The sequence below is a fragment of the Cohnella thermotolerans DSM 17683 genome, from assembly GCF_000429825.1.
GTDB lineage: Bacteria > Bacillota > Bacilli > Paenibacillales > Paenibacillaceae > Cohnella > Cohnella thermotolerans.
This window is the reverse complement of record NZ_AUCP01000001.1, coordinates 40,395-65,520: the sequence shown is the minus strand read 5'-3', so window position 1 is coordinate 65,520 and position 25,126 is coordinate 40,395. Positions and strand designations below refer to the sequence as shown.

Genomic DNA, 25,126 nt, shown 5'->3' with positions numbered 1-25,126 from the left:
ATGACGGGTACATGGCGTTGGACGGTCGGCTTCGGCGTTTTCGGCGCCCTGTTGACCTTTCTGTTCCAGGTTTCAAGCAATACGATAGGCACGACGCTTCTGCGCACCTTGTACGCATTTCTCGCTTATGCCGCTTTGTCGCTAGCCGTCCGCTACGTGCTGGGTATTCTGCTCCGGCCGGCGGCGACGGCGAGGGCCGCGCTCCCCGAGGATGAACGGGGCGCGGTGATCGATCTGACGACGCCGGACGACGGCGGCGGACTGACCGATCTGATGAAGGACCAGGGGGCCGACGGCAAGGATCGGCCCGTCGCCGGCTTCCAGCCGCTCAAGCCCGAGAAGCTGGTGTCGTTGGATCATCCGAAGACCGAAGACGTTGTCCATGCGGTTCGCCGATTGACGGACGAATAAGGATGGTGAAGCGAAGATGACCGATCAAAACCGTTCACGGCTGTCCCATCAAGAAGTTTGGCGGAGCTGGAAAGACGAAGGGAATCCGGAAGCGAAGAAGAAGCTGATCGAGCATTATTTGCCGCTGGTCGACTACGTGTCGAGCCGAATGGCCGTCGGTTTGCCCAAGAACGTGGGCAAGGAAGACCTGGCCAGCAACGGTGTGATGGGATTGATCGACGCCATCGAGAAATTCGATTACCGGCGCGGGCTCCAATTCGAGACATACGCTTCCTGGAGAATCCGGGGCGCCATTATCGACGGGCTTCGCCAGGGAGACTGGGTTCCGCGGTCCGTACGCGACAAAGCGAAAAAAATGGAGGACGCATACGCCGCCTTGGAGCAACGAAACCTGCGTTCGGCCTCCGACGAGGAAGTATGCGACTATTTGAACATATCGCTCAAAGAGTTCCAGCAGATGCTTCAGGAAGTGGCGGTCGCAACCGTCTGCTCGCTGGAGGATCCGATTCGGGAGGAAGAGTCCGAGACCCGGCTGTCGATGCTCGTCGACGACAAGGCGGTCAATCCCGAATCGAAAGTTCACGAGACGTTTCTCAAAGAATCGCTCACGATGGGAATCGAGCGGCTGACCCCCAAAGAGCGGACGGTCGTGTCCTTATTCTATTACGAGGACTTGTCGCTGAGCGAGATTGCCGAAGTGATGTCATTGTCTCCGTCCCGAATCTCGCAACTTCACTCCAAGGCCATCCTACGGTTACGGGCAGCACTGGGCAAACAGAAGGATCAGCTGTTACATAAATGACCCATTGACTTGGAGGTGAGGCGGGTGTCTATCGAGCCGAAACCCGTTTTGGACGAAGTCATGCAGATCACGATCTCCGAAGACAAGATGCATGCTTATTTGGTTTTCAAACGCACGGAAGGCAATCTGAAGCTGTCCGTTCCGGAACTGGAACGATTTATCGCCGCAAGCGGCGTGAAGCATGGGGTGCTGCAGGATACGCTTCGCCTGATCTGCGACCGGCCCCAGGATTTTTACTTCAGCCAGACCGTTATCGCGAACGGCACGCCTCCCCGGAACGGCAAGGACGGCTTCGTCAAAGTGCTGTTCAATCTCGGCGCCGAGGCGCGCAAGCCCGTGGAACGGGAAGACGGCAGCGTCGATTACAAGGACATCGTGCAGCTTGCCAACGTGAAGGCCGGACAGCTGATCGCCGAACGGTACCCGCCCGAGCCGGGAGAGGCCGGCATCGATGTGACCGGCGCGGAGATTCCGGCGAAAGACGGCAAGGAATCGCATTTCAAAATCGGCAAGAACGTCGTCGTCAACGAGGACAAGACCGGCATGTACGCGGCGATCGACGGCCTGGTGACGCAGACGGACAAAGACAAGCTGAACGTCTTTCCGGTCTATGAAGTAAACGGCGACGTCGATTACAATATCGGCAATATCGACTTCGTCGGCACCGTCGTCATCCGGGGCAACGTGCTGACCGGCTTCAAAATCCGGGCCTCCGGGGACATTCGCGTCACCGGGGGCATCGAAGGCGCGGAAGTGGAGTCGGAAGGCTCCATTGAAGTATCCGGCGGCATCATCGGCAGCAACAAAGGATGGGTCAAAGCGGGGCGCTCGGTTCGCTGCTCCTTCATTCAGGAGGGCAACGTCACGGCCGGCGAGGACGTGCTCGTCACGCAGAGCATCATGCACTCGAACGTGAGGGCGGGCCGCAACGTCGTCTGCATGGGCTCGAAGGGGCTCGTTGTCGGCGGCGTTGTACAGGCCGGCGACCGCGTCACCGCGCGGATGATCGGCAATGCAATGTCGACGGCGACCGTCGTGGAAGTCGGCGTCCGCCCGGAGCTGCGCCAGGAGCTGAACGAGCTGAGAAGCCGAATTCGTACGATGACGGAAAGTCTGGACAAGGCGGACAAGGCGCTGGCGATGCTGAACCAGATGGCGGCGGCCGGCCAACTGACCTCGGACCGGCTGGCCATGCGGATCAAGGTGACGGCCACCCGCAAGCAAACGGCGGAGGAGCTGCAGGCCGCCAAGGAAGCGGTTCTGGAAATCGAGAAGACGCTGGACGACACGGAATCGGCGCGGGTGGACGCGATCCATACGATCTACGGCGGCACCAAAATCGTCATCGGCCGGTATACGCGTTTTGTCAAAGACAGCGTCCAGCGCGTGTCTTTTCGTTTCTCCGACGGAGAGATCGTTCTCGTTCCCTACGTTTAAACCGGAAGGTGATCTCGGTGAGCTACAAACCTGTCGATCTGCAAACTTCGTTGCCGCGCACGTTGGAATTGTCGCCCATGCAGCAGCAGCAACAGCAGCGCTCCGCCATGGAGCAAGCCGCGCTGGGCCAGCAGGCGATGAAGAAGGCGGAACGGCAAGCGAGGAGCAACGCCAAGCTGGAATCGGCCGCCAAACGAACGATTTCGGAGAAGGAGCCCCGGGAGCGAGAGAAGCATCCGTCCGGACGCAAGGGCGGCCGCCAGGGCGATTCGGAGCCGGGCGAAGGCGAAGAGAAGCCCGCGCACCCTTACAAAGGAAAACATCTCGATATTTCGCTTTAACGGGCGCCATGGGAAAGGTGGCAAGCAGATGGAGCCTTGGGTAACCCTTGTGCTTACGGGAGTTGCGATCGCCGGATACGGCTGGCTGCTCCCCAAATCCGGCGCGAAAGCTTCCGCGGACGGGAGCGCTCTTCGCGGAGAAGAAGCGTACGACCGGCTGCTGGAAGATCTGGAGGCGGAAAATCGGGAATTGCTCGACGCCGTCGCTATATTTAAGAAGGAACAGGAAGAGAAGGTCGGCTTGCTGAGCCGGCGGATTCGCGAGCTGGAGATGCAGATGGCCGAACGGCCGGATCGCGGTTCCCCGGCAGATGCTCCGCCCCGGTCGGCGGCGCAGCCTCCGTCGCAAGCGCCGTCCGATCCGGCGGCGGTCGCGGCGCCCCCCGCGGCGGGAGAGGCGGCCGACTCGACGCCCGTTCCCGGGAGCGAAGCCGGGGAAGAGGCGGGTCCGGCCGCCCGGAGCGAAGAAGCGCTCGCCGCGGCCGATACGATCGGCAGCCGGTACGCCGAGCTGCTGGACCTGCACCGGCGCGGACGCTCGATCGAGCAAATCGCCAAGACGCTCGGCATGAACAAGGGCGAAGTCCAATTGATTTTGCAGCTGGCGAGACGGGAGGAGATGCAGCGTGCGTAAACGTCGGGGATGGCTGATCGGCTTCGGCCTCGGAATCGCGCTCGGCGCCGCCGTGCTGCAATTGATGACCGCCGCCGATTCCGTATCCGGATCGGACCGGCTGCCGAACGAGCCGCTAAGTCTCGAGGAACTGAAGAATGAAGCGGGAGCGAAAGGCTACGACCTCGTCCGTTCGGGAACCGTAGGGGACAAAACCTATACGCAGCAGCAGCTCGATCAGGCCGTCGCCGAAGCGAAGCAAGCGGCGGAAGCCGCGGCCAAGGCGTCCGCCGGGAAGAGCGCCGCTTCCGGCTCCGGCGAGCGGACGATCATGTTCTACATATGGGAGAAAGCTTCGCTGCAGGATGTGGCGAACGGACTGAAGGGGATCGGTCTAATCGACGACAAAGCGGCTTTCATCCGGCAAGCGAAGCCTTACGCGAACAAGCTTCGCGTCGGCGTGTGCGTTTTCACCGGCAAGCCGTCGTACGAGCAGATTATCGCCGAATTGACCCGTGGCAAAAATTGAGCGTTGAGACATTGCGCGGGCGGTGTCGATATGGTATAGTATTACCCGGTGTGAAAAAACGCACGCCGTTCAATTTCGTCAGCGGTGCTTTCCATTCGGGAAGTTCTGACGGAAGATGCGACCGGCGGAGGAGATTCACCTACAAAAACCACTAGGAGGTGCAGTTAAGATGGCAGTTATCTCCATGAAGCAGCTTCTCGAAGCTGGGGTACACTTCGGTCACCAAACCCGTCGCTGGAACCCGAAAATGGATAAGTACATCTTTACTGAACGGAACGGCATTTACATTATCGACCTGCAAAAAACGGTTAAAAAAGTAGACGAGGCTTACAACTTCGTTCGCCAGCTGGCGGAGAACGGCGGCACGATGCTGTTCGTCGGCACGAAGAAGCAAGCGCAAGACTCCGTGAAGGAAGAAGCGGAGCGCAGCGGCCAATACTACATCAACCAACGTTGGCTCGGCGGCACGCTGACCAACTTCTCCACGATCCAGAAGCGTACGGACCGTCTGCATCAGCTGACGAAATGGGAAGAAGACGGCACGTTCGATGTGCTTCCGAAGAAAGAAGTCATCCTTCTTCGCAAGGAGAAGGAGCGCCTCGAGAAGTTCCTCGGCGGCATCAAGAACATGCGCAAGCTTCCGGACGCGCTGTTCATTATCGATCCGCGCAAAGAGCGCATCGCCGTTGCGGAAGCCCGCAAGCTGGGCATCCCGATCGTCGGCATCGTCGACACGAACTGCGATCCGGACGAGATCGACTATGTCATTCCGGGTAACGACGACGCCATCCGCGCCGTTAAGCTGTTGACGTCCAAAATGGCCGACGCCATCGTCGAAGCCCGCCAAGGCGAAGAAGCGACGGAATAAGAGACGGCGACAAGCAATCGTGAAGCAAAGGGTGGTCAGAAGCGAACCTTCTTGCCGCCCTTTTTTTGAAGGATCTTTTATCATTCGTATGCGGCCGGGCCGCAACGGTAATAACAGGAGGTTGTCCACGTGGCAGTAAACGCAGCAGACGTAAAGACGCTCCGCGAGAGAACGGGAGCGGGCATGCTGGATTGTAAGAAAGCGCTGGAGGAAGCGAACGGCGATCTGACGAAAGCCGCCGAGCTTCTGCGCGAGAAAGGCCTTGCGGCGGCGGCCAAGAAGGGCGACCGCATCGCGACGGAAGGCCGCGTAGAATCGTATATTCACGGCGCAGGCCGCATCGGCGTTCTGGTCGAAGTCAACTGCGAGACCGACTTCGTCGCCATGACGGATCAATTCAAGGAGCTCGTTCGCGACATCGCGATGCACATCGCCGCCGCGAGTCCGAAATTCGTGCGCCGCGAAGAAGTTCCGCAAGCCGAGCTGGACAAAGAACGCGAAATTCTTCGCGCCCAGGCGCTTAACGAAGGCAAGCCGGAGAAGATCGTCGACAAGATGGTCGAAGGCCGCCTGAACAAGTTCTACGAAGAGAACGTTCTGCTGGAGCAAGCGTTCGTCAAGGATCCGGACAAAACGGTTCAAACGCTGCTGAACGAGAAAATCGCCACGATCGGAGAGCAAATCTCCATCCGCCGCTTCGTCCGCTTCGAGCTGGGCGAAGGTCTTGAGAAGAAGCAAGACAACTTCGTAGAAGAAGTTATGGCACAGGTGAAAGCATAAGTTTCATCCGTTCTAAGGGAACACGCCGTGTTCCCTTTTTTTGAACGAAGCGGCGGCTGCGGCAGCCGGCAACCCGAATAGAATGATGGAGGTACCAATGAATCGTCCCGTATACAAGCGCGTTGTGTTGAAGGTCAGCGGAGAGTCGCTGTCCGGGTCGAACGGATACGGTATCGATGCGACGACGATCCAATCGATCGCCGAGCAGGTGAAGGAAGTGGTCGAGCTTGGCGTGGAAGTCGCGATCGTATGCGGAGGCGGCAACATCTGGCGCGGCATTTCCGGCAGCCAAAAGGGCATCGACCGCGCGACCGCGGATTACATGGGCATGCTAGCGACGGTCATGAACTCGCTGGCGCTGCAGGACGCGCTTGAGCAGATCGACGTGCCGACGCGCGTTCAGACGTCAATCGCCATGCAGCAGATCGCGGAGCCGTATATCCGCCGCCGGGCGATCCGGCATCTGGAGAAGGGCCGCGTCGTCATTTTCGCCGCCGGAACGGGCAATCCGTTCTTCTCCACCGACACGACCGCCGCGCTTCGCGCCGCCGAGATCGAGGCCGAAGTCATCCTGATGGCCAAGAACAAGGTGGACGGCGTCTACAGCGCGGATCCGTTCAAGGATCCGACGGCCGAGAAATACGAACAGCTCACCTATCTCGATGTCCTGAACAAAAATCTGGGCGTTATGGACTCTACGGCCTCATCCCTCTGCATGGACAACAATATTCCGTTGCTTGTATTTGCCATCACCGAGCAAGGCAATATTAAGCGTGCCGTATTGGGCGAAAAAATAGGTACGATTGTGAAGGGGAGCGTGAATTGACAGTGCCTCAAGCGATCAAGAAACATGCGGAAGAGCGGATGGAAAAAGCGATTGCCGCGCTAAAGCGCGATTTGGCGACGCTGCGGGCGGGACGGGCGACCCCCGCGATTCTCGACCGCGTGCAAGCGGAATATTACGGAACGCCTACGCCAGTCAACCAATTGGGCTCGATCACGACGCCGGATTCCCGCACGCTGGTCATTCAGCCGTGGGACAAGTCCGCTCTGGCGGCAATCGAGAAGGCCATTCTGAAATCCGACGTCGGCCTGACGCCGGCGAACGACGGAACGATCATCCGGCTCGTCGTGCCTCCGCTGACGGAAGAGCGCCGGGCGGATCTGGTCAAATCGACGAAGAAATTCGGCGAAGAAGCGAAGGTTGCGATCCGCAACATTCGCCGCGACGCCAACGACGACATCAAGAAGCTGGAGAAGAGCGAAATCTCCGAAGACGAATCCAGACGCCATCAAGAGGACGTCCAGAAGCTTACCGACCGCTTCGTCGCGGAAGTGGACAAAATTCTGGCCGCCAAAGAAAAAGAAATTATGGAAGTGTAACGCCTTGTACTCCGACCCCTCCGTCAGGTGGGGTTTATTGTTCTTGAAACGGGAGGAACGACCATGGTGAAGCGTTTCGGCAGCGGCTGGTTCCGCCGATTGCAAGACGGCACGACGCAAGATCGTCAGGCCGGCGAGTCGTCCGGCGGATCATTGGAAGAGTTGTCATCGGAGAATGTGCCGCAGCATGTGGCGATCATTATGGACGGCAACGGACGCTGGGCGAAGGCGCGCGGCTTGCCGCGCATCGCCGGGCATCACAACGGCATGAAGACGGTCAAGCGAATTACGAAAGCGGCCGACCACATCGGCGTTCGTTATTTGACGATGTACGCGTTCTCCACGGAGAATTGGAAGCGGCCCAAGTCGGAAGTGGAATTTCTGATGAAGCTCCCGCAGGAGTTTCTGGCGCTCGAATTGGACGAATTGATCGAGAACAACGTGCAGGTGAAAATGATGGGCGTGCGGGATCTGCTTCCCGATTACACGCTGTACGCCATCGAAGAAGCCGTGCGCAAAACCGAAAACAACACCGGACTGGTGCTTAATTTCGCATTGAATTACGGCAGCCGGATGGAGATGGTCGAAGCGGCCCGCAAGCTGGCCCGCAAAGCCGCGAACGGCGAGATCGATCCCGACGCCATCAGCGAAGAGGATTTCAGCGCCAGTCTGCTGTCCGGCTGGCTGCCGGACCCGGATTTATTGATTCGAACGAGCGGGGAGCTGCGCCTCTCGAACTTTATGCTCTGGCAGCTCGCTTACAGCGAGTTCTGGTTTACCGACGTCTATTGGCCGGCGTTTACGGAACAACACTTCTATGAGGCGATCCGCGAATATCAGCGCCGGGCTCGCCGCTACGGGGGGCTTTAAAGCCGATGGCTCAACGATTGGTCACCGGCGTAGTGGCCGGCGCGGGCTTTATCGCGCTGCTGCTGCTCGGCGACGGATATTACGAGGCGCTGCTCGCTTCGCTGGCCTTGATCGGGTTCAGCGAATACGTCCGGTTGAACGGGCTGCCCAGGGCAAGAGGAGACATCCTCGTCGGGTACGTCGCCGTTTTGCTTCTGGCGCTGCCGCGTCTGCCGCTCGGTTGGAGCTCGCCTCCGATCTTTACCTTGATCTGGCTGCTGCTGTTCGTCTTGCTGGCCGCGACCGTTCTGAGCAAAAACCGGATCCAGCTCGAGCATGCCAGCCTGCTTTTCCTCGGGGCGGTCTATATCGGTCTCGGTTTTCGCTTTATGGCCGAAACGCGCGGGTTGGAGCACGGCCTGTTCTGGTCGCTGCTGACGTTCTTGAGCATCTGGGCTTCGGACGCGGGCGCCTATTTCGTCGGGAAGGCCGTCGGCAAGCGCAAGCTGTGGCCGGCGATCAGTCCGAACAAGACGGTGGAGGGCGCCGTCGGCGGCTTGGTGACCGCCGTTCTTGTAGCGCTCGCGTTCCATTTCGTCCAGCCGGACTGGCTCGGGTTCGGACGAGCCGTCGTTATCGCCCTTGCGGCTGCGATCGCCGGAACGATGGGCGATTTGATCCAGTCGGCGTACAAGCGGTTCCGCGGCGTCAAGGACACCGGAAACCTGCTGCCGGGCCACGGCGGCGTGCTGGACCGCACGGACAGCTGGCTGATCGTGTTCCCGCTCGTCCATTTGCTGCATTTGCTTCCTGCTTAACATCAGATACATAGAGATTGCGGAGGAGAACGATGGCGATAAAAAAAGTGGCCGTGCTGGGCAGCACCGGATCGATCGGCACGCAGACGTTGGACGTCGTATCGCGGAACCCGGAGGCGTACGAGGTCGTCGGGCTGGCGGCCGGCGCGAACGCAGAGCTGCTGCTTCGGCAGGCGGAGCAATTCCGTCCGCGCATCGTGTCCGTGGGGACGCGGGAGCTGGCCGACAGCCTCCGCCACCGGCTGCCGGCAGGGACGAAGATCGTCTTCGGCGAAGAAGGCTTGATCGAAGTGGCGGCCGCCTCCGGCGCCGATTACGTCGTGTGCGCGCTGGTGGGCAGCCTCGGCCTGACGTCCACGCTCGCGGCGATCGAGGCGGGCGCGGCGATCGGGCTGGCCAACAAGGAGACGCTCGTGACCGCCGGGCACCTGGTCATGAAGCGGGCGCAAGAGAAGGGCGTGCCGATTCTTCCGGTGGACAGCGAGCATTCGGCGATTTTCCAATGCCTGAACGGGGAAGACCGCAAAGCGGTCAAGCGGCTGATCGTGACGGCTTCCGGCGGCAGCTTTCGGGACCGGACGAGGGATCAGCTCGCGGACGTCACGGTGGAGGACGCGCTCAAGCACCCGAACTGGTCGATGGGCGCGAAGATTACGATCGATTCCGCGACGATGGTCAACAAAGGGCTCGAGGTGATCGAAGCCCATTGGCTGTTCGATTTGCCGTACGATCGGATCGACGTCGTTCTGCATCCGGAGAGCATCGTTCACTCGATGGTCGAATTCGCGGACACAAGCGTCATCGCGCAGCTCGGCAATCCCGACATGCGGGTGCCGATCCAATACGCTCTTACGTATCCCGAACGCCGCCCGTCGCCCGCTTCGCCTCTCGATCTGCTCAAGGCGGGCACGCTTCATTTTCGGCCGATGGACTTCGAACGGTATCCTTGTCTCAAACTCGCTTACGAGGCGGGGCGGACGGGAGGAACGGCGACGACCGTCTTCAATGCGGCGAACGAATCCGCCGTGGCCCGATTCCTGCGCGGCGACATTCCGTTCCTTGCGATCGAGACCATCATCGAGCGGGTGCTGGCGAAGCATACGCCGACGCCTCATCCGGATTTGGCCGCGATTCTGGAGACCGACGCGTGGGCGCGCCGCGAAGCGGACGCCCTCAAATAATTGAGACAATCCGCCGCCCTTCCCGTATTCTCTTGTAACGGCTCGGAGAATAATGTTAATCTAAGGACAGCCGTCACAGGCAACGGGGGTAGTGTAGGATGCAAATGGTACAGATCGTATTCCTTGTCGTGTTGGTCTTTTTCGTGCTCGTCACGATTCATGAATTCGGACATTTCTACTTTGCCCGCCGCGCGGGCATTCTCGTTCGCGAGTTCGCCATCGGCTTCGGACCGAAGCTGTTCTCGATCAAACGGGGCGAGACCCGGTACACGCTTCGGCTGCTGCCTGCGGGCGGCTTCGTCCGGATGGCCGGCGAAGATCCCGAAGTGGTGGAGATGCAGCCGGGGCAGACGGTCGGCGTTCGCCTTAAGGACGGCAAAGCGACCCGCTTCTATCTCGATCGGCTGAACGAGCGGACGAATATCATGCGCGGCGAAGTCAAAGCGCTCGATCTGGAGCGGGATCTGTTCGTCACGCTGGACGTGGATGGCGACATTCAGCGTTACGACGTTCATCCGCAGGCGCTGATCGTCGCCCGGGGTCAAGAGACGCAAATCGCGCCCATCGACCGCCAATTCGGCGGCGTGTCCACCGGCAAGCGCGCGATGGCGATTTTCGCCGGTCCGATGATGAACTTCATTCTCGCGTTTATGTTGTTCATCGTCTACCTGCAAATGTCCGGCGTGCCCGTCGAAAATTCGACGAAGGTGATCGTCAGCGGCACGGAAGCCGGCATGCCTGCGGCACAGGCCGGGCTGCACAAAGGCGACTGGATCAAGTCGGTGAACGGCGAGGAGATCGTCGGCGACAGCAGCGTGCTCGTCGGCAAGATCACGGCATCCGCGGGCAAGCCGATGAAGTGGATCGTCGAGCGCAAGGGCAAAGAGCTGGAGTTGTCGGTGACGCCGGACAAAGCGACGGGCAAAGTCGGCGTCTATCTCAGTCCGGAGATGCGGCGGCCGGGAATCGGAGAGACGCTCAAATTCGCCGGCACCTCGATGGTAGATACGACCAAGAACATTTTCGAGAGCTTCCGGAAGCTGATCTTCGGCGAATTCAAGCTGGACGATCTGGGCGGACCGGTGCGCACCGCGCAGATGACGGGTGAGATTGCCAAGCAAGGCCTGCCGCAGCTTACGCTGTGGTCGGCGATTCTTAGCTTGTACTTGGGCATCTTCAACTTGCTGCCGATTCCGGCGCTCGACGGGAGCCGGCTCATCTTCATCGGGTTGGAAGCCGTCCGCGGCAAGCCGGTCGATCCGAACCGGGAGAGCATGGTGCATTTTATCGGGTTCGCCATGCTGATGCTGCTCATGGTCGTCGTCACGTATAACGATATTTTGCGACTGGTCAAAAATTAAGCCGTTGTAGGGGTTGGGGATTCGTCATGTCGAAGGACAAATCGTTTGTTACCGAAATTACGCCGCAAAGCGAAGATTTCTCCCGCTGGTATATCGACGTCATCAAGAAGGCCGAGCTGATGGACTACTCGCCGGTGCGCGGGTGCATCGTGTTCCGTCCGGACGGCTACGAGCTGTGGGAGAACATCCAGCGCGAGCTGGACAGCCGGTTCAAGGAGACGGGGCACCGCAACGCCTACTTCCCGCTGTTCATTCCCGAGAGCTTTTTCCAGAAGGAGAAAGAGCACGTCGAGGGGTTCAATCCGGAGCTGCCTTGGGTGACCGAGGCCGGCGGGGAGAAGCTGGAGGAGCGCCTGGCGATCCGTCCGACGTCGGAGACGATGATCGGGCATATGTACGCCAAGTGGATCAACTCGTACCGCGATCTGCCGCTGCTGATCAACCAATGGGCGAACGTCGTCCGTTGGGAGAAAAGAACGCTGCCGTTCCTGCGCACGAGCGAGTTCCTCTGGCAGGAAGGCCATACGGCGCACGAGAACGAGGAAGACGCCCGCAAAGAAACGATGACGATGCTGGACGTCTACACGGATTTCGCCGAGAACGTGCTGGCGATTCCGGTCATCCGGGGGCAGAAGACGCCGTCCGAGAAGTTCGCGGGCGCGGTGGACACGTACTCCATCGAAGCGATGATGAAGGACGGCCGCGCCGTGCAGGCGGGTACGTCGCACTATCTCGGCACGAACTTCGCCGTTGCGTTCGACATTAAATATTTGAGCCGCGAAAATACCCAGGAATACTGCCATACGACATCCTGGGGCGTCAGCACCCGCCTGATCGGCGCGCTGATTATGGTGCACGGCGACGACCGCGGATTGGTCATGCCGCCGAAGGTCGCGCCGACGCAGGTCATTATGATTCCGATCGGCCCGCCGAAGTCGCGCGAGCAGGTTATCGCGAAGACGGATGAGCTGTTCGCGCAGCTCAAAGCGGCCGGCGTTCGCGTTCGCGTCGACGACCGGTCCGACGTGTCGCCCGGTTGGAAGTTCAACGAGTACGAGATGCGCGGCATTCCGGTTCGTCTCGAGCTCGGGCCGCGCGATCTGGAGAACGGCGTCTGCGTGCTCGTCTCCCGCGTCAGCGGCGAGAAGAAGCAGGTGCCGCTGGACCGCTTGGTCGAGGAAGTCCGGGCGATGCTGGACGAGGTGCACCGCGAGATGTTCGACCGGGCGCTGAAGTTCCGCGAGGAGCACTTCTTCTCCATCGAGACGCTGGACGAGCTCAAATCTGCGCTTGAAGAGAAGCGCGGCTTCGCGCTCGCCGGCTGGTGCGGCTCCGAAGCGTGCGAGAAGCAGGTCAAGGAGGAGACCGGCGCGACGAGCCGGAACATTCCGTTCGAGCCGGCCGAGACGAAGACGAAATGTCTCGTCTGCGGCGACGAATCGAAGCATACGGTTGTGTTTGCGAGAGCGTATTGATAGGAATTTGCACCAGGAGCCGTCCGGTCGGGCGGCTCTAGTTGCATTTGTCCGCGTTAGTGCGGGGCGGGCAGAGGGTTCTGCGGCGCGGCGAGCGGAGGAGAGGAACTGGGTTCCTCTCATTGGCGGAAAGTTGGCATAGGGAGCTCTGGAGGCTCAATATTTGAAGTACATGGGCGGGAAAAACGGCACGGAGAGCGAAAGAAGCTCAATTTTGGAGGTACATATGCGTGAAAGCGTCACAGCGAGTGGAAGAGGCATTGCGGAGCAAGCAGGCTAAGCAGGCCAAGCCTCCCTCGCGGCGCCGCTGCGGATAAAAAAATCCGCAAGCCGGCTGAAATCGGTGACACCCTGTTGTCACCGATTCGCTGCTATACTTGGATTCGAAGCGAGGGGGAGCGAGCTTGAAGAGGCACGACAGGTTAATGGCGCTGCTGATCGCGCTGCAGCAAGGTCCGGTGAACGCCGGCGCCATCGCGGACAAATTGGAAGTGTCCAAACGGACGATTCTGCGGGATATGCAATCGCTCTCCGAGATCGGCGTCCCGATTTACGCCGTCAGCGGTCCCGGGGGCGGGTTCCGCCTCATGGAGGGATTCCGCCTGCCCCCCTTGCAGTTCGACGCCGGGGAAGCGCTGGCCGTGCTTTTCGCCCTGTCGGCGGTGGCGAAAATGGCGGACACGCCGTTCCGCGAAGCGAGATGGACGGCGATGGACAAGCTTCGCGCCGCCCTTCCCGAGCAGACGCTCCGGCAGGTCGAGCCGGCGCTTGAACGCGTCGAAATTCAAGTTCCCCAACGCAGCGTCAAAGCGCCCCATCTGGCCGCCTTGATGGAGAATGCGGCGCAATCCCGCTGGCTGCGCGTCCTTTATCGCTCGGAGCGCCGCAAGCGCTGGCTGGACCTTCTCCCCAGGAAAATCTACGCAGCGCACGGCTTCTGGTACTGCGAAGCTTATTCCACGGCGCATGGGGAAGAACGAACGTTCCGCGCAGACCGGTTCGAGAAGGTCGAAACGTTGCCGGACGCCCCGAACGATCGGACCTCTCCGGGCGTTCGTCCGGCTCGAGGCGGCAAGGAAGGCCGCACGGAGCGCATTGTCGCCAAGCTGACCTACCGCGGGGCGCTTCTGGCGGAGCAAGACGAGCATGTCGGCGAATGCGTCAGGCAGACGGGCGACGACGAATGGGAGATCGACTTCGATTGTCCGGCATCCGAGTGGGAATGGGCGGTCAAATGGTTTTTCGGCATGGGAACGGACGCGGAAGTGATCGAGCCGGAACGGCTCCGGCGGGAACTTTACGAGAAGGCGAGCGAAATGCGGCGCAAGTACCGGCCGAACGAGGATGCCGAAAACAGCTGAAGATCGAACGAAGGGAGCCAATGGGCATGAGCAGTCGCGAACTTTTGGAGCGGGCGAGAGCATTCATTTACAACAACGCGAGGCTGCTGGACAGAAGGCGCTACGAGTATCATTTCGAAGGAGGCACGAAGAAGGCGGTGCTGTCGGCGCTGCAGGCGTATCAAAACCCCGACGGCGGCTTCGGCCACGCGCTCGAGCCGGACATCCGCTGTCCGCAGAGCCAGCCGGTGCCGACGGAGATGGCGCTTCACATTCTCGACGAAGTGGACGGATTCGATTCGCCGATTTTGGACGGCATCGCGAACTATTTGCAACGCATTGCGCTCCCGAATGGGGGGTTCCCCCTCGTTTTCCGCGATGCCCAGACCTACCCGCACGCCCCGTGGTGGAAGACCGATTCGGACGCCGCTCCTTCCATCAATCCGACGGGCACGATCCTCGGCCTGCTGTACAAGCAAACCGCCCGCCCGGAGATCGTCCGCGAGCCTTGGTTCGAACGGAGCGTCCGCTACGTCTGGCGCCAATTCGAAACGACCGAGCCGCACCATTATCATGACGGCGTTCAATGGATTCACTTTCTCCGCCATACGCCCGAACGCGAGCGGGCGGCCGAAGCGGCCCGCGTCCTCGACGGCTGGCTTCGCCTGCCGACGACGATCGAGCGGAACCCGGACACCGAAGGCTACGTGCAGAAGGTGCTCGATTGGGCGCCGTCCCCGGACAGTTACGCGCGCAAGTTCGTATCCGAGGCGGACGTCGAACGCCACTTGAACGCCTTAATTCGGCAGCAGCGGGAGGACGGCGGCTGGCCGCTGTCCTTCGCGGCGGTTAGCCCGGCAGGCGAGTCGGAATGGCGCGGCTTGCTAGCGGTGGATCGGCTTCGTACGATCAAATCCTACGGCGTTCTCTGACGTCCCCTTTTCAACCCTCCCGCCCGATTGTCGACCGATGTCTATTGATGGTTCTTGATAGAAAAGGTAGAATAACTAATAGCGATTTTGTTCATCATTCAGAAATCAAAGCGACGCGCTTACTCGCATCTGAATGATCACCGCAAAGCTTCTTCGTCGTCCGAGGACGACGAAGGCGTTTTTGCTTGAGCCTCCGGCTTGAAAGAAGGTCCGGCGCCGATCCTGGCGCGGGCCCCCCTTTTTACGCGGAGGCTTTTGTTTTTCAGGGAAGGCGGGGAGGAACGAGAATGCAACCGACGGCGGAGCAGAGACAACGGTTCGAGCTGCTGCTGCAGCAAGCCGGCGTTTCGCCGGATTGGATCCAATCCTATTTTCGCGACGGGTACATAGATCGGGTGGAAGTGAGCCGCTCGAAGAAGGAATGGCATTTCCAATTGGTCAAAAGCACGCTGCTGCCTGCGAACGTCTATGCGGATTTTTACGAGAAGCTCCGAACGAAGCTCGGGCATCTGGCCGGCATCTCGATGACGCTGCGCTATACGGACGAAGTGGCGACGGATGCGGTGCTCTCCGAATATTGGAGCGTCTTCGTCGAATGGATGCAGGCCGAATACGCCTCCGTGAACGGCTGGCTGGCCAAAGCCAAATACGAAGTCCAGGGCGGCCTCCTGACGCTTGCGCTGCTCGACCAGACGGGTCTGGAGATGGCGAGGCGCAAGACGGTCGACGCGCATGCGGCCGCTTTTTTCGAGAAGCGCTTCGGACGGGCATGCCGGGTGAAAATGATCGTCGGCGAATCCCGCCAGGAAGCGTACGAAGAGTTCGTGCAGAAAATCCAGCAAGAAGAGACGCAGCACATCCAGCAGCTAATGGCCAGCGCGCGGGAGGAGGCGGCGCCGGCTGTGGAGGGCGAGGCGCCGCAGACGCTGCAGATCGGCTACGAGATTAAGGAAGATCCCGTTCCGCTGCAGGAGATCCGGGAAGAGGAGAAGAAGGTCACCGTCCAGGGGACGGTGTTCGGCCTCGAAGTGAAGGAGCTTCGCAGCGGCAGCACGCTGTTTACCTTCAACATTACCGACTACACCGATTCGATCTCGGTGAAGATGTTCGGCAAGAACAAGGAAGACGTCAAGACGCTCAGCCTGCTCGCCAACGGCAAATGGCTGAAGCTGCGCGGCCGAGTGGAGTACGACCGGTTCCTCAATCCGCCGGAGCTCGTCATGATGCCGAGCGACGTCAAGGAGATCCAGCCGCGGCCGCCGCGCAAGGACGAGGCCGAAGAGAAGCGGGTCGAGTTCCATCTGCACACGACGATGAGCGCGATGGACGCCGTGACGCCGGTGGACGTCTATATCAAAACCGCGGCCAAGTGGGGGCACAAGGCGATCGCCGTCACCGACCACGGCAACGTCCAAAGCTTTCCGGAAGCGGCCAAGGCCGGCAAGAAAAACGGAATCAAGGTGCTGTACGGCGTCGAGGCGAACGTCGTCAACGATGCCGTTCCGATGGTGCTGAACCCGAGAGAGGAGCCGCTTGCCGAAGCCACGTACGTCGTATTCGACATCGAAACGACGGGCTTGTCGGTCACAGCGAACAAAATCATCGAACTTGCGGGCGTCAAGTGGCAAGGCGGCAAGGAGATCGGCCGGTTCGCCACGTTCATCAACCCGCACGAGCCGATCCCGTACAACATTCAGCAGCTCACCAACATCAACGACGAGATGGTCAAGGACGCGCCGGATCTGGAGCCGATGCTGAAGGAGTTCCTCGTCTTCATCGAAGACGCCGTGCTCGTCGCGCACAACGCCCGCTTCGACATCGGGTTCCTGCAGGAAGCGTGCAAGCGGTTCGGGCTGCCTCCGATTCCGAATCCGGTGCTCGACACGCTCGAGCTGGCCCGGTTCCTTCATCCGACGCTGAAGAACCACCGGCTGAACACGTTGTCCGACTTGTACAAAGTTCCGCTCGAGAGTCACCACCGGGCGATCGACGATACGGTGGCGCTGGCCGGCGTGCTGAACGGGCTGATCAAGGACGCGGCCACGCGCAACGTCCATCGGCTGGAACAGCTCAATTCCGTCAACGGCAACAGCTGGAAGACGACGCGGCCGTTCCACTGCGGCATCTACGCGCTCAACGCGACGGGCAAGAAAAACCTGTTCAAGCTCATCTCCTTGTCGCATACCGATTATTTTCACCGCGTCCCCTGCATTCCGCGAAGCAAGCTGATCGAAATGCGCGAAGGACTGCTCCTGATCTCGGGCTGCGAGAAAGGCGAGCTGTTCGAGACGGTGCTCAACAAGTCCGAGGAGGAAGCCGAGGAAGTCGCCGATTTTTACGACGTGCTGGAGATTCAGCCGCTCGATTTCTATATGCACCTGCTGGACAAAGGGCTCGTCGGCAGCCGTGCGGAGCTGGAAGAGGCGCTTCGCAAAATCGTGCGGATCGGCGACAAGACGGGCAAGCCGGTCATCGCGACCGGCAACGTCCACTACCTGGAGCCGCGGGACAAGCTGTTCCGGGACATCACGATCCACGGCATCACGGGCTTCAGCCCGCTGAAGGAGCAGCGCAAGCCGGACGCCCATCTCCGCACGACAAACGAGATGCTGGAGGCGTTCGAATTCCTCGGCAAGGAGAAGGCGTACGAGGTCGTCGTCAAAAACACGAACGAGCTGGCCGACCGCTTCGAGGAGATCACCATGTTCCCGGATCAGCTGTTTACGCCGATTATCGAAGGGGCCGACGAAGAGATTCGCAACAAATGCTACGACACGGCGAAGTCGATGTACGGCGAGCCGCTGCCGGACGTCGTCGTTCAGCGGCTGGAGAAGGAACTCGTCCCGATTATCAAATACGGCTTCTCCGCCAACTATTTGATTTCCGAGCGTCTCGTCAAGAAGTCCAACCAGGACGGCTATCTTGTCGGTTCGCGGGGCTCGGTCGGCTCTTCGGTCGTGGCGACGTTCCTCGGCATCTCGGAGGTCAACCCGCTGCCGGCGCATTATTTGTGCCGCAATCCCGAGTGCAAGCACAGCGAATGGATTCTCGACGGCAGCGTGCCGAGCGGCTTCGACTTGCCGGACAAGGCGTGTCCGCATTGCGGCCAGATCATGAAGGGCGAAGGCCAGGACATTCCGTTCGAGACGTTCCTCGGCTTCAAGGGCGACAAGGTGCCCGATATCGACCTCAACTTCTCCGGCGAATATCAGCCCCATGCGCACAATTACACGAAGGTGCTGTTCGGGGAGAAGAACGTGTTTCGGGCGGGCACGATCGGCACGGTCGCAGAGAAGACGGCGTTCGGCTTCGCCAAGAAGTACGAGGAAGATCACGGCAAATCGTGGCGGGGCGCGGAATTGAACCGGCTGGCGGCGGGCTGTACCGGCGTCAAACGCAGCACCGGCCAGCATCCGGGCGGCATCGTCGTCGTCCCCGACTACATCGAGGTCGAGGACATTACGCCGGTTCAATATCCCGCGGACGATACGAGCTCCGAGTGGAAGACGACGCACTTCGATTACCACGCCTTCGACGCGAACCTGCTCAAGCTCGATATTCTCGGGCACGACGACCCGACGATGATGCGGATGCTGCAGGATTTGACGGGGGTCGATCCGACGACGATCCCGATGAACGACCCGAAGGTCATGAGCCTTTTCAACTCGGTGGACGCGCTCGGGGTGACGCCCGAACAAATCCGGACGCCGGTGGCGACGTACGGGGTGCCCGAGATGGGCACGCGATTCGTTCGCCAAATGCTCGAGGAGACGAAGCCTTCCTCGTTCGCCGACCTGCTGCAAATATCGGGGCTGTCGCACGGCACGGGCGTATGGCTCGGCAACGCGCAGGAGCTGATCAAGAACGGCACGTGCACGATCAAAACGGTGATCGGCTGCCGCGACGACATCATGCTTTATCTCATCTATAAAGCGGGCATGGACGCGTCGCTGGCGTTCAAAATTACGGAGAGCGTGCGCAAGGGCAAAGGGCTGACGCCGGAGTGGATCGAAGAGATGAAGAAATGCGGCGTTCCGCAATGGTATATCGACTCTTGCCTCCGCATCGAGTACATGTTCCCGAAGGCGCACGCGGCGGCTTACGTCATCTCGGCGGTGCGCACGGCTTATTTCAAACTGTATTATCCGATCCAGTTTTACGCGACGTACTTCTCGGTCCGCGCGGCCGACTTCGACGTGGAGCTGTTCTGCCAGGGCTATGATGTCATTCTCAAGACGCTCGTCGAGATCGAAGCGAAAGGCTTCCAGGCGACGACGAAGGAGAAGAACATGATCTCCATCTTGGAAATGGGGCTCGAGATGACGGCGCGCGGCTTCCGCTTCAAGCCGATCGATCTGTACCGGTCGGACGCGACGCGGTTCATCATCGACGGCGACGCGCTCATTCCGCCGTTCTCGGCCATCGCCGGCATCGGCGAGAACGCCGCCAGGAACATCGCCGAATCGCGGGAGGACGGGGAGTTTCTATCAGTGGAAGACTTCCAGCAGCGGTCGAAGGCGAGCAAGACGATCGTCGAGGTGCTGAGCGGCATGGGATGCTTCCGGGGACTGCCCGAATCGAACCAGCTGTCCCTGTTCTGACGGTCCCGGACGGCAAAAATTCGGTTGCTATCCGAATAGAGGTTATGGTATATTAATTCTGGTAATCATGTGGATAACACCGTCTGCAGAAGAGTGGGGAAACCCACTCTTTCCGTTTTGCCATGGGCCTTTTCGAGTTAAGGCGGCGGTCAGGCGATCCATTTGAAGCAATCGGGAGGTCATGATTTGAGCGCACCGAAAATCAAATCCATCGTGGAATCCTTCATCACGCCGTACTTGGACGATCACGGATTCCAACTCGTGGACGTGGAGTACGTCAAGGAAGGGAGCAACTGGTTCCTGCGGATTTACGTGGACAAGGAGGGCGGCATCGACATCGACGATTGCGGCCGCATCTCCGAATTCGTCAGCGCCAAGCTCGACGAGCTGGACCCGATCGAAGGCGCGTACTTCCTGGAAGTCAGTTCGCCCGGCGCGGAGCGCCCGCTGAAGAAGCCGGAGGACGTGGCCAAAGCGGTCGGCAAGCACGTGTTCGTCACAACGTACGAGCCGATCGACGGCGCCAAGGAATTCGAAGGAAGACTGGACAGTTTCGACGGAAGCGTCGTCCGGATCGCGGTCGGCCGTCGCAAACACGCCATCCCTTACGATAAAGTGGCCTCTGCCCGTTTGGCCATCGTTTTCTAATCCCGGAAGGAGGAATTATACTCACATGAGCATGGAGTTTATCGAAGCGCTGTCCGAAATCGAGCGCGAGAAGGGCATCGCCAAGGACGTCCTGATCGAAGCCATCGAAGCGGCTCTCATCTCCAGCTACAAGCGCAATTTCAATACGGCCCAGAACGTGCGCGTCGATATTAACCGGTCGACCGGCCTGATCAAGGTTTACGCCCGCAAGACGGTCGTGGAAGAAGTGCTGGACCCTCGGTTGGAAATTTCGCTGGAAGCTGCGCGGAGCATTAATCCTCACTATCAATTGGAAGACATCGCAGAGATCGAGGTAACTCCCCGCGATTTCGGACGCATCGCCGCGCAGACGGCCAAGCAGGTCGTCACGCAGCGCATTCGCGAAGCCGAGCGCGGCTTGATTTACAACGCGTACGTCGACAAGGAGCAGGACATCGTGACGGGCATCATCCAGCGTCTCGACCAGCGCAACCTGTATGTCGATTTAGGCAAAGTCGAAGCGGCGCTTCCGCTCACGGAACTGATGCCGACCGACAAATTCAAGCAAGGCGATCGCGTCAAGTCGTATATTACCAAGGTGGAAAATACGAGCAAGGGACCGCAGATCATTCTGTCCCGCACGCATCCGGGCTTGCTGAAGCGGCTGTTCGAGCTGGAGGTTCCGGAAATTTTCGACGGCACCGTGGAGATCCGCTCCGTGGCCCGCGAAGCCGGCTTCCGCTCGAAGATCGCCGTTCACTCGCGCAATCCGGAAGTCGATCCGATCGGCTCCTGCGTCGGGCCGAAGGGCGTGCGGGTGCAGACGATCGTCACCGAGCTGAAGGGCGAGAAGATCGATATCGTGCGCTGGTCCGATTCCGTCGAGGAATACGTGGCCAACGCGCTCAGCCCGTCGAAGGTGCTGGAAGTGATCGTGTTCGAAGCGGAGAAGATGGCCCGCGTCATCGTGCCGGACTACCAGCTGTCGCTCGCGATCGGCATCAAAGGCCAGAACGCGCGCCTGGCGGCCAAACTGACCGGCTGGAAGATCGACATCAAGAGCGAGACGCAGGCGGAACAGGAATACGGGCGTCCGCGCACGGCGTCCGGCGCCGTCATGCATCAGGACAGCGTAACGATCGACTGACCGGCTAGACGCTCGGCGGAGCCGCACAACGAATTGCCAGGCGGGGAGGAGAGGAACCTTGAAAACGAGAAAAATTCCGCAGCGCAAATGCGTAGCGTGTCAGGAAATGATGCCCAAGAAGGAACTGATCCGCATCGTTCGCTCGCCCCAAGGGGACATCCAAATCGACTTGACGGGCAAGAAGCCGGGCCGAGGCGCCTATTTGTGCGGGAAAACTTCCTGCTTCAAGCTGGCGAAGAAATCCAAGGCGTTTGAGCGCGCGCTGAAGACGCCGGTGTCCGGGGAAATCTACGACCGGCTGGAAGCGGATTTTATAAAGGTGGAAGACGAGTTCCACGCGAACAAGGAGCTCATGCAAGACGATGACGAAGGTGGATAAAGCATTATCCCGGTTGGGACTCGCGATGCGGGCCGGCAAGCTGCTGTCCGGCGAGGAACTGGTGCTGAAGGCAATTCGTTCCGGGGAAGCGAAGCTGGTGCTGATGGCGGCGGACGCTTCCGGCAACACGCGCAAGAAAATCGCGGACAAATGCGAAAGCTACGGCGTAGAGCTGTTGATTGGGTTTTCCCGTTTCGAGCTGGGGGGAGCCGCAGGCAAGCCGGAACGGGTGCTTTTCGCCGTGACGGATAAAGGGTTTGCGGACATGATTCGAAGCGGCTGGGTTCAACATTCGGAGGTGGAGAATATTGAGTAAACAAGAAACGAACGACAACAAGGATAAGCTGCGCGTATACGAATACGCGAAGCAGCTCAACATGAGCAGCAAGGAAATCATTACGATCCTCAAACGGGTAAACTTGCCCGTCAATAACCATATGAGCGTTATGGAAGACAACATGGTAGGAGCGGTGGAGAAGTTTTTCCGCGACGTCAAGGCGAACGCGGCGGCCAAAATGGCGCAATCGAACGCCAAGACGGGCGGAGGAGACCGCAGGCCGTCCGGCGAGCAGCAAGGCCCGTCCGGACAGCGTCAGGGCCAAGGCGCCGGGTCGCAGCCGGGCCGCCAGCCGGAAGAGGGGAGCATCGCTTCCCGTTCGGCCGCTCCTTCCCAAGGATCGGCCCAACCGGCGGCGGCTTCCGCCGCAACCGAACAGGGCGCGCCCGCACGGCGGGACGATCGCCGGAACGACCGCCCGCAAGGCCAAGGCGGCGCGGGCCGGGGCGATCGTCCGCAAGGCCAGGGCGGCCAACGCGGCGACCGCCCGCAGGGCCAAGGCGGACGGGGCGACCGTCCGCAAGGCCAGGGCGGCCATCGCGGCGATCGTCCGCAGGGCCAAGGCGGACGGGGCGACCGCCCGCAAGGCCAGGGCGGCGGCGGCTTCGGCGCGGGCCGAGGCGATCGTCCGCAAGGTCAAGGCGGCGGCGGCTCCGGCGCAGGGCGCGGGGATCGTCCGCAAGGCCAGGGCGGCGGCGGCTCCGGCGCAGGGCGCGGGGATCGTCCGCAAGGCCAGGGCGGCGGCTTCGGCGCGGGCCGGGGCGATCGTCCGCAAGGTCAAGGCGGCGGCGGCTCCGGCGCAGGGCGCGGGGATCGCCCGCAAGGCCAGGGCGGCGGCTTCGGCGGGGGACGCCCGCAGGGCCAAGGCGGCTTCGGCGGCGCGCCGCGCACGCCCGCTCCCGTCGCAGTGGCGCCGGCTCCGGCCCGCAGCGGCCGGCAAGGCGGACGCGGGGATGCCAAACCCCGCGACAACGACTTCAACCGCAACGGCGGCGCCAAGGGCCGGAAGGACAACGATTTCGGCAAGCGGTTCGAGGAAGGCCGCTTCGGCGCGAGACCGAAAGCGAAAGGCGGCAAAAACGGCAAAGGCAAGAACAATCAGCCGCCGCGCGAGAAGATCGACAATACGCCTAAGAAAATTATCGTGCGCGGCGAGATGACCGTCGGCGAGCTCGCGAAGCTGCTGCACAAGGACGCTTCCGAAGTCATCAAGAAGCTGCTCATGATGGGTGTCATGGCGACGATCAACCAGGATCTCGACCTCGACACCGTCCTGCTCGTCGCGAGCGAATTCAATGTCGAGACCGAAGTGAAAATCGTCGTCGAAGACACGAACTTCGAGACGATCGAAGAAACCGACGATCCGGACGATCTCGTGACCCGTCCGGCCGTCGTCACGATTATGGGCCACGTCGACCACGGGAAGACGACGCTGCTGGACGCGATCCGCGAGACGCAGGTGGCGAGCGGGGAAGCGGGCGGCATTACCCAGCACATCGGCGCCTATCAAGTCGAAGTCAACGGACAGAAAATTACGTTCCTGGACACCCCGGGCCACGAAGCGTTCACGACGATGCGCGCCCGCGGCGCCCAGGTGACCGATATTACGATTCTCGTCGTCGCGGCCGACGACGGCGTCATGCCGCAGACGGTCGAAGCGATCAACCACGCCAAGGCGGCGAACGTGCCGATTATCGTCGCCGTCAACAAGATCGACAAGCCGGGCGCGAATCCGGACAAAGTGAAGCAGGAGCTGACCGAATACGGTCTCGTCCAGGAAGAATGGGGCGGCGACACGATCTTTGTCGAACTGTCCGCGAAGCAACGCATCAACCTCGACGGTCTGCTGGAGATGATTCTGCTCGTCGCCGAAGTGAACGACTATAAGGCGAACCCGAACAAACGGGCCCGCGGTACGGTCATCGAAGCCGAGCTCGACAAGGGCAAAGGGCCGATCGCCCGCGTCCTCGTTCAGAACGGTACGCTTAAAGTCGGCGACGCCTTCGTCGCGGGCGACTGCTTCGGCCGCGTCCGCGCGATGACGAACGACCGCGGCCGCCGCGTCAAGGAAGCCGGGCCGTCGACGCCGGTGGAAATTACCGGTCTGACCGAGGTTCCGCAAGCCGGCGATCCGTTCATGGTGTTCGAGGACGAGCGCAAGGCCCGCGAGATCGCCGACAAGCGCGCGATCAAGACGCGCCAGGAAGCCATGAAGTCGAACCAGAAGGTGACGCTCGACGACCTGTTCAGCAAGATCAAGGAAGGCGAGATCAAAGACCTCAACGTCATTATCAAAGCGGACGTTCAAGGTTCGCTCGAGGCGCTTAAAGGCTCGCTGGAGAAAATCGACATCGAAGGCGTTCGGGTCAAGACGATTCACAGCGGCGTCGGCGCCATTACCGAATCCGACATTTCGCTCGCGCTCGCTTCTTCGGCGATCGTCATCGGGTTCAACGTCCGTCCGGAGCCCCGCGCGGCCTCCATGGCCGAACAGGAGAAGGTCGACGTGCGCCTGCACCGGATCATTTACAAAGTGATCGAAGAGATCGAACAGGCGATGAAGGGCATGCTCGACCCGATCTTCAAGGAGAAGGTCACCGGGCACGCGGAAGTGCGCGAGACGTTCAAAGTCAGCAAGGTCGGCACGATCGCCGGCTGTATGGTTACCGACGGCAAAGTGACCCGAGGCGCCGAAGCCCGCGTCATCCGCGGCGGCGTCGTCGTGTACGAGGGCAAGATCGATTCCCTCAAGCGGTTCAAGGACGATGCGAGGGAAGTGTCGGAAGGCTACGAATGCGGCATTACGCTGGAGAAGTTCAACGATCTGCACATCGGCGACATGATCGAAGTCTTCGTGATGGAGTCCGTCGAGCGCTAAGCCGCACAACTGCGCAATACAGAATGAGGTGATACGC

23 protein-coding genes are annotated in these 25,126 nt (G+C 60.6%); all 23 read left to right on the top strand.

Features of this window, described 5'->3' with window-relative positions:
* The 23 genes from G485_RS0100290 (at nucleotide 1) to infB (ending at nucleotide 25,089) form a co-directional block, all read left to right on the top strand.
* Nucleotides 1-411 (top strand): hypothetical protein, encoded by a 411-nt coding sequence (locus G485_RS0100290; protein WP_027090847.1) that lies wholly within the window; start codon nucleotides 1-3, stop codon nucleotides 409-411.
* Nucleotides 412-427: 16 nt separating this feature from the next.
* Nucleotides 428-1,213, top strand: a complete 786-nt coding sequence (locus tag G485_RS0100285) for a FliA/WhiG family RNA polymerase sigma factor (protein ID WP_027090846.1) — start codon at nucleotides 428-430, stop codon at nucleotides 1,211-1,213.
* Nucleotides 1,214-1,243: 30 nt separating this feature from the next.
* Nucleotides 1,244-2,650 (top strand): DUF342 domain-containing protein, encoded by a 1,407-nt coding sequence (locus G485_RS0100280; protein ID WP_027090845.1) that lies wholly within the window; start codon nucleotides 1,244-1,246, stop codon nucleotides 2,648-2,650.
* A gap of 17 nt (nucleotides 2,651-2,667) precedes the next feature.
* Nucleotides 2,668-2,991 carry a hypothetical protein gene (locus G485_RS0100275; protein ID WP_027090844.1) on the top strand — a complete coding sequence of 108 codons (324 nt, stop codon included), beginning with the start codon at nucleotides 2,668-2,670 and terminating at the stop codon, nucleotides 2,989-2,991.
* Nucleotides 2,992-3,019: 28 nt separating this feature from the next.
* Nucleotides 3,020-3,625: a DUF6115 domain-containing protein gene (locus G485_RS0100270; RefSeq protein ID WP_027090843.1), complete on the top strand. Its 606-nt coding sequence runs from the start codon at nucleotides 3,020-3,022 to the stop codon at nucleotides 3,623-3,625.
* On the top strand, nucleotides 3,618-4,133 hold the full coding sequence (locus G485_RS0100265) for an MltG/YceG/YrrL family protein (protein ID WP_027090842.1): 516 nt from the start codon (nucleotides 3,618-3,620) through the stop codon (nucleotides 4,131-4,133). The genes G485_RS0100270 and G485_RS0100265 overlap by 8 nt, the downstream gene beginning before the upstream one ends.
* A gap of 169 nt (nucleotides 4,134-4,302) precedes the next feature.
* Nucleotides 4,303-5,001, top strand: coding sequence for a 30S ribosomal protein S2 (rpsB, locus tag G485_RS0100260; protein ID WP_027090841.1), 699 nt, complete (start codon nucleotides 4,303-4,305; stop codon nucleotides 4,999-5,001).
* Between the two features lie 129 nt (nucleotides 5,002-5,130).
* A complete protein-coding gene (tsf, locus tag G485_RS0100255) occupies nucleotides 5,131-5,781 on the top strand; it encodes a translation elongation factor Ts (protein WP_027090840.1) in 651 nt (216 codons plus the stop codon).
* Between the two features lie 97 nt (nucleotides 5,782-5,878).
* Nucleotides 5,879-6,607, top strand: coding sequence for a UMP kinase (gene pyrH / locus G485_RS0100250; protein ID WP_027090839.1), 729 nt, complete (start codon nucleotides 5,879-5,881; stop codon nucleotides 6,605-6,607).
* Between the two features lie 2 nt (nucleotides 6,608-6,609).
* Nucleotides 6,610-7,164 carry a ribosome recycling factor gene (frr, locus tag G485_RS0100245; protein ID WP_027090838.1) on the top strand — a complete coding sequence of 185 codons (555 nt, stop codon included), beginning with the start codon at nucleotides 6,610-6,612 and terminating at the stop codon, nucleotides 7,162-7,164.
* Nucleotides 7,165-7,227: 63 nt separating this feature from the next.
* Nucleotides 7,228-8,034 carry an isoprenyl transferase gene (locus G485_RS0100240; RefSeq protein ID WP_027090837.1) on the top strand — a complete coding sequence of 269 codons (807 nt, stop codon included), beginning with the start codon at nucleotides 7,228-7,230 and terminating at the stop codon, nucleotides 8,032-8,034.
* Between the two features lie 5 nt (nucleotides 8,035-8,039).
* Nucleotides 8,040-8,831 (top strand): phosphatidate cytidylyltransferase, encoded by a 792-nt coding sequence (locus G485_RS0100235; RefSeq protein WP_027090836.1) that lies wholly within the window; start codon nucleotides 8,040-8,042, stop codon nucleotides 8,829-8,831.
* Nucleotides 8,832-8,869: 38 nt separating this feature from the next.
* Entirely contained in the window at nucleotides 8,870-10,012 is a 1,143-nt protein-coding gene (locus G485_RS0100230) for a 1-deoxy-D-xylulose-5-phosphate reductoisomerase (RefSeq protein ID WP_027090835.1), read from the top strand.
* A gap of 98 nt (nucleotides 10,013-10,110) precedes the next feature.
* A complete protein-coding gene (gene rseP / locus G485_RS0100225; protein ID WP_027090834.1) occupies nucleotides 10,111-11,373 on the top strand; it encodes an RIP metalloprotease RseP in 1,263 nt (420 codons plus the stop codon).
* Between the two features lie 26 nt (nucleotides 11,374-11,399).
* The gene (gene proS, locus G485_RS0100220) at nucleotides 11,400-12,848 is read left to right on the top strand and encodes a proline--tRNA ligase (RefSeq protein ID WP_027090833.1); all 1,449 of its coding nucleotides are present in this window, start codon (nucleotides 11,400-11,402) and stop codon (nucleotides 12,846-12,848) included.
* 404 nt (nucleotides 12,849-13,252) lie between these two features.
* Nucleotides 13,253-14,209: a helix-turn-helix transcriptional regulator gene (locus tag G485_RS0100215; protein ID WP_027090832.1), complete on the top strand. Its 957-nt coding sequence runs from the start codon at nucleotides 13,253-13,255 to the stop codon at nucleotides 14,207-14,209.
* 26 nt (nucleotides 14,210-14,235) lie between these two features.
* Complete coding sequence (locus G485_RS0100210; protein ID WP_027090831.1) at nucleotides 14,236-15,120, top strand: hypothetical protein; 885 nt, start codon at nucleotides 14,236-14,238, stop codon at nucleotides 15,118-15,120.
* Nucleotides 15,121-15,407: 287 nt separating this feature from the next.
* Nucleotides 15,408-19,721: a PolC-type DNA polymerase III gene (locus G485_RS0100205; protein WP_027090830.1), complete on the top strand. Its 4,314-nt coding sequence runs from the start codon at nucleotides 15,408-15,410 to the stop codon at nucleotides 19,719-19,721.
* Nucleotides 19,722-19,907: 186 nt separating this feature from the next.
* Nucleotides 19,908-20,369, top strand: a complete 462-nt coding sequence (rimP, locus tag G485_RS0100200; RefSeq protein ID WP_027090829.1) for a ribosome maturation factor RimP — start codon at nucleotides 19,908-19,910, stop codon at nucleotides 20,367-20,369.
* Between the two features lie 25 nt (nucleotides 20,370-20,394).
* Nucleotides 20,395-21,495 carry a transcription termination factor NusA gene (nusA, locus tag G485_RS0100195; protein WP_027090828.1) on the top strand — a complete coding sequence of 367 codons (1,101 nt, stop codon included), beginning with the start codon at nucleotides 20,395-20,397 and terminating at the stop codon, nucleotides 21,493-21,495.
* 58 nt (nucleotides 21,496-21,553) lie between these two features.
* Nucleotides 21,554-21,874 (top strand): RNase P modulator RnpM, encoded by a 321-nt coding sequence (rnpM, locus tag G485_RS0100190; protein ID WP_027090827.1) that lies wholly within the window; start codon nucleotides 21,554-21,556, stop codon nucleotides 21,872-21,874.
* Entirely contained in the window at nucleotides 21,867-22,190 is a 324-nt protein-coding gene (locus G485_RS0100185) for a L7Ae/L30e/S12e/Gadd45 family ribosomal protein (RefSeq protein WP_205620101.1), read from the top strand. Before rnpM ends, G485_RS0100185 begins: the two co-directional genes overlap by 8 nt.
* Nucleotides 22,183-25,089, top strand: coding sequence for a translation initiation factor IF-2 (gene infB, locus G485_RS0100180; protein ID WP_027090825.1), 2,907 nt, complete (start codon nucleotides 22,183-22,185; stop codon nucleotides 25,087-25,089). The genes G485_RS0100185 and infB overlap by 8 nt, the downstream gene beginning before the upstream one ends.
* Nucleotides 25,090-25,126 lie beyond the last annotated feature (37 nt).

Excerpts from the sequence above, each read along its gene's own strand:
- G485_RS0100270 (WP_027090843.1), top strand. The coding sequence starts at position 3,020 with ATGGAGCCTTGGGTAACCCTTGTGCTTACGGGAGTTGCGATCGCCGGA.
- G485_RS0100235 (WP_027090836.1), top strand. The coding sequence starts at position 8,040 with ATGGCTCAACGATTGGTCACCGGCGTAGTGGCCGGCGCGGGCTTTATC.
- G485_RS0100210 (WP_027090831.1), top strand. The coding sequence starts at position 14,236 with ATGAGCAGTCGCGAACTTTTGGAGCGGGCGAGAGCATTCATTTACAAC.
- rpsB (WP_027090841.1), top strand. The coding sequence starts at position 4,303 with ATGGCAGTTATCTCCATGAAGCAGCTTCTCGAAGCTGGGGTACACTTC.
- rseP (WP_027090834.1), top strand. The coding sequence starts at position 10,111 with ATGCAAATGGTACAGATCGTATTCCTTGTCGTGTTGGTCTTTTTCGTG.
- G485_RS0100205 (WP_027090830.1), top strand. The coding sequence starts at position 15,408 with ATGCAACCGACGGCGGAGCAGAGACAACGGTTCGAGCTGCTGCTGCAG.
- nusA (WP_027090828.1), top strand. The coding sequence starts at position 20,395 with ATGAGCATGGAGTTTATCGAAGCGCTGTCCGAAATCGAGCGCGAGAAG.
- proS (WP_027090833.1), top strand. The coding sequence starts at position 11,400 with ATGTCGAAGGACAAATCGTTTGTTACCGAAATTACGCCGCAAAGCGAA.
- G485_RS0100290 (WP_027090847.1), top strand. The coding sequence starts at position 1 with ATGACGGGTACATGGCGTTGGACGGTCGGCTTCGGCGTTTTCGGCGCC.
- G485_RS0100240 (WP_027090837.1), top strand. The coding sequence starts at position 7,228 with ATGGTGAAGCGTTTCGGCAGCGGCTGGTTCCGCCGATTGCAAGACGGC.
- pyrH (WP_027090839.1), top strand. The coding sequence starts at position 5,879 with ATGAATCGTCCCGTATACAAGCGCGTTGTGTTGAAGGTCAGCGGAGAG.
- G485_RS0100285 (WP_027090846.1), top strand. The coding sequence starts at position 428 with ATGACCGATCAAAACCGTTCACGGCTGTCCCATCAAGAAGTTTGGCGG.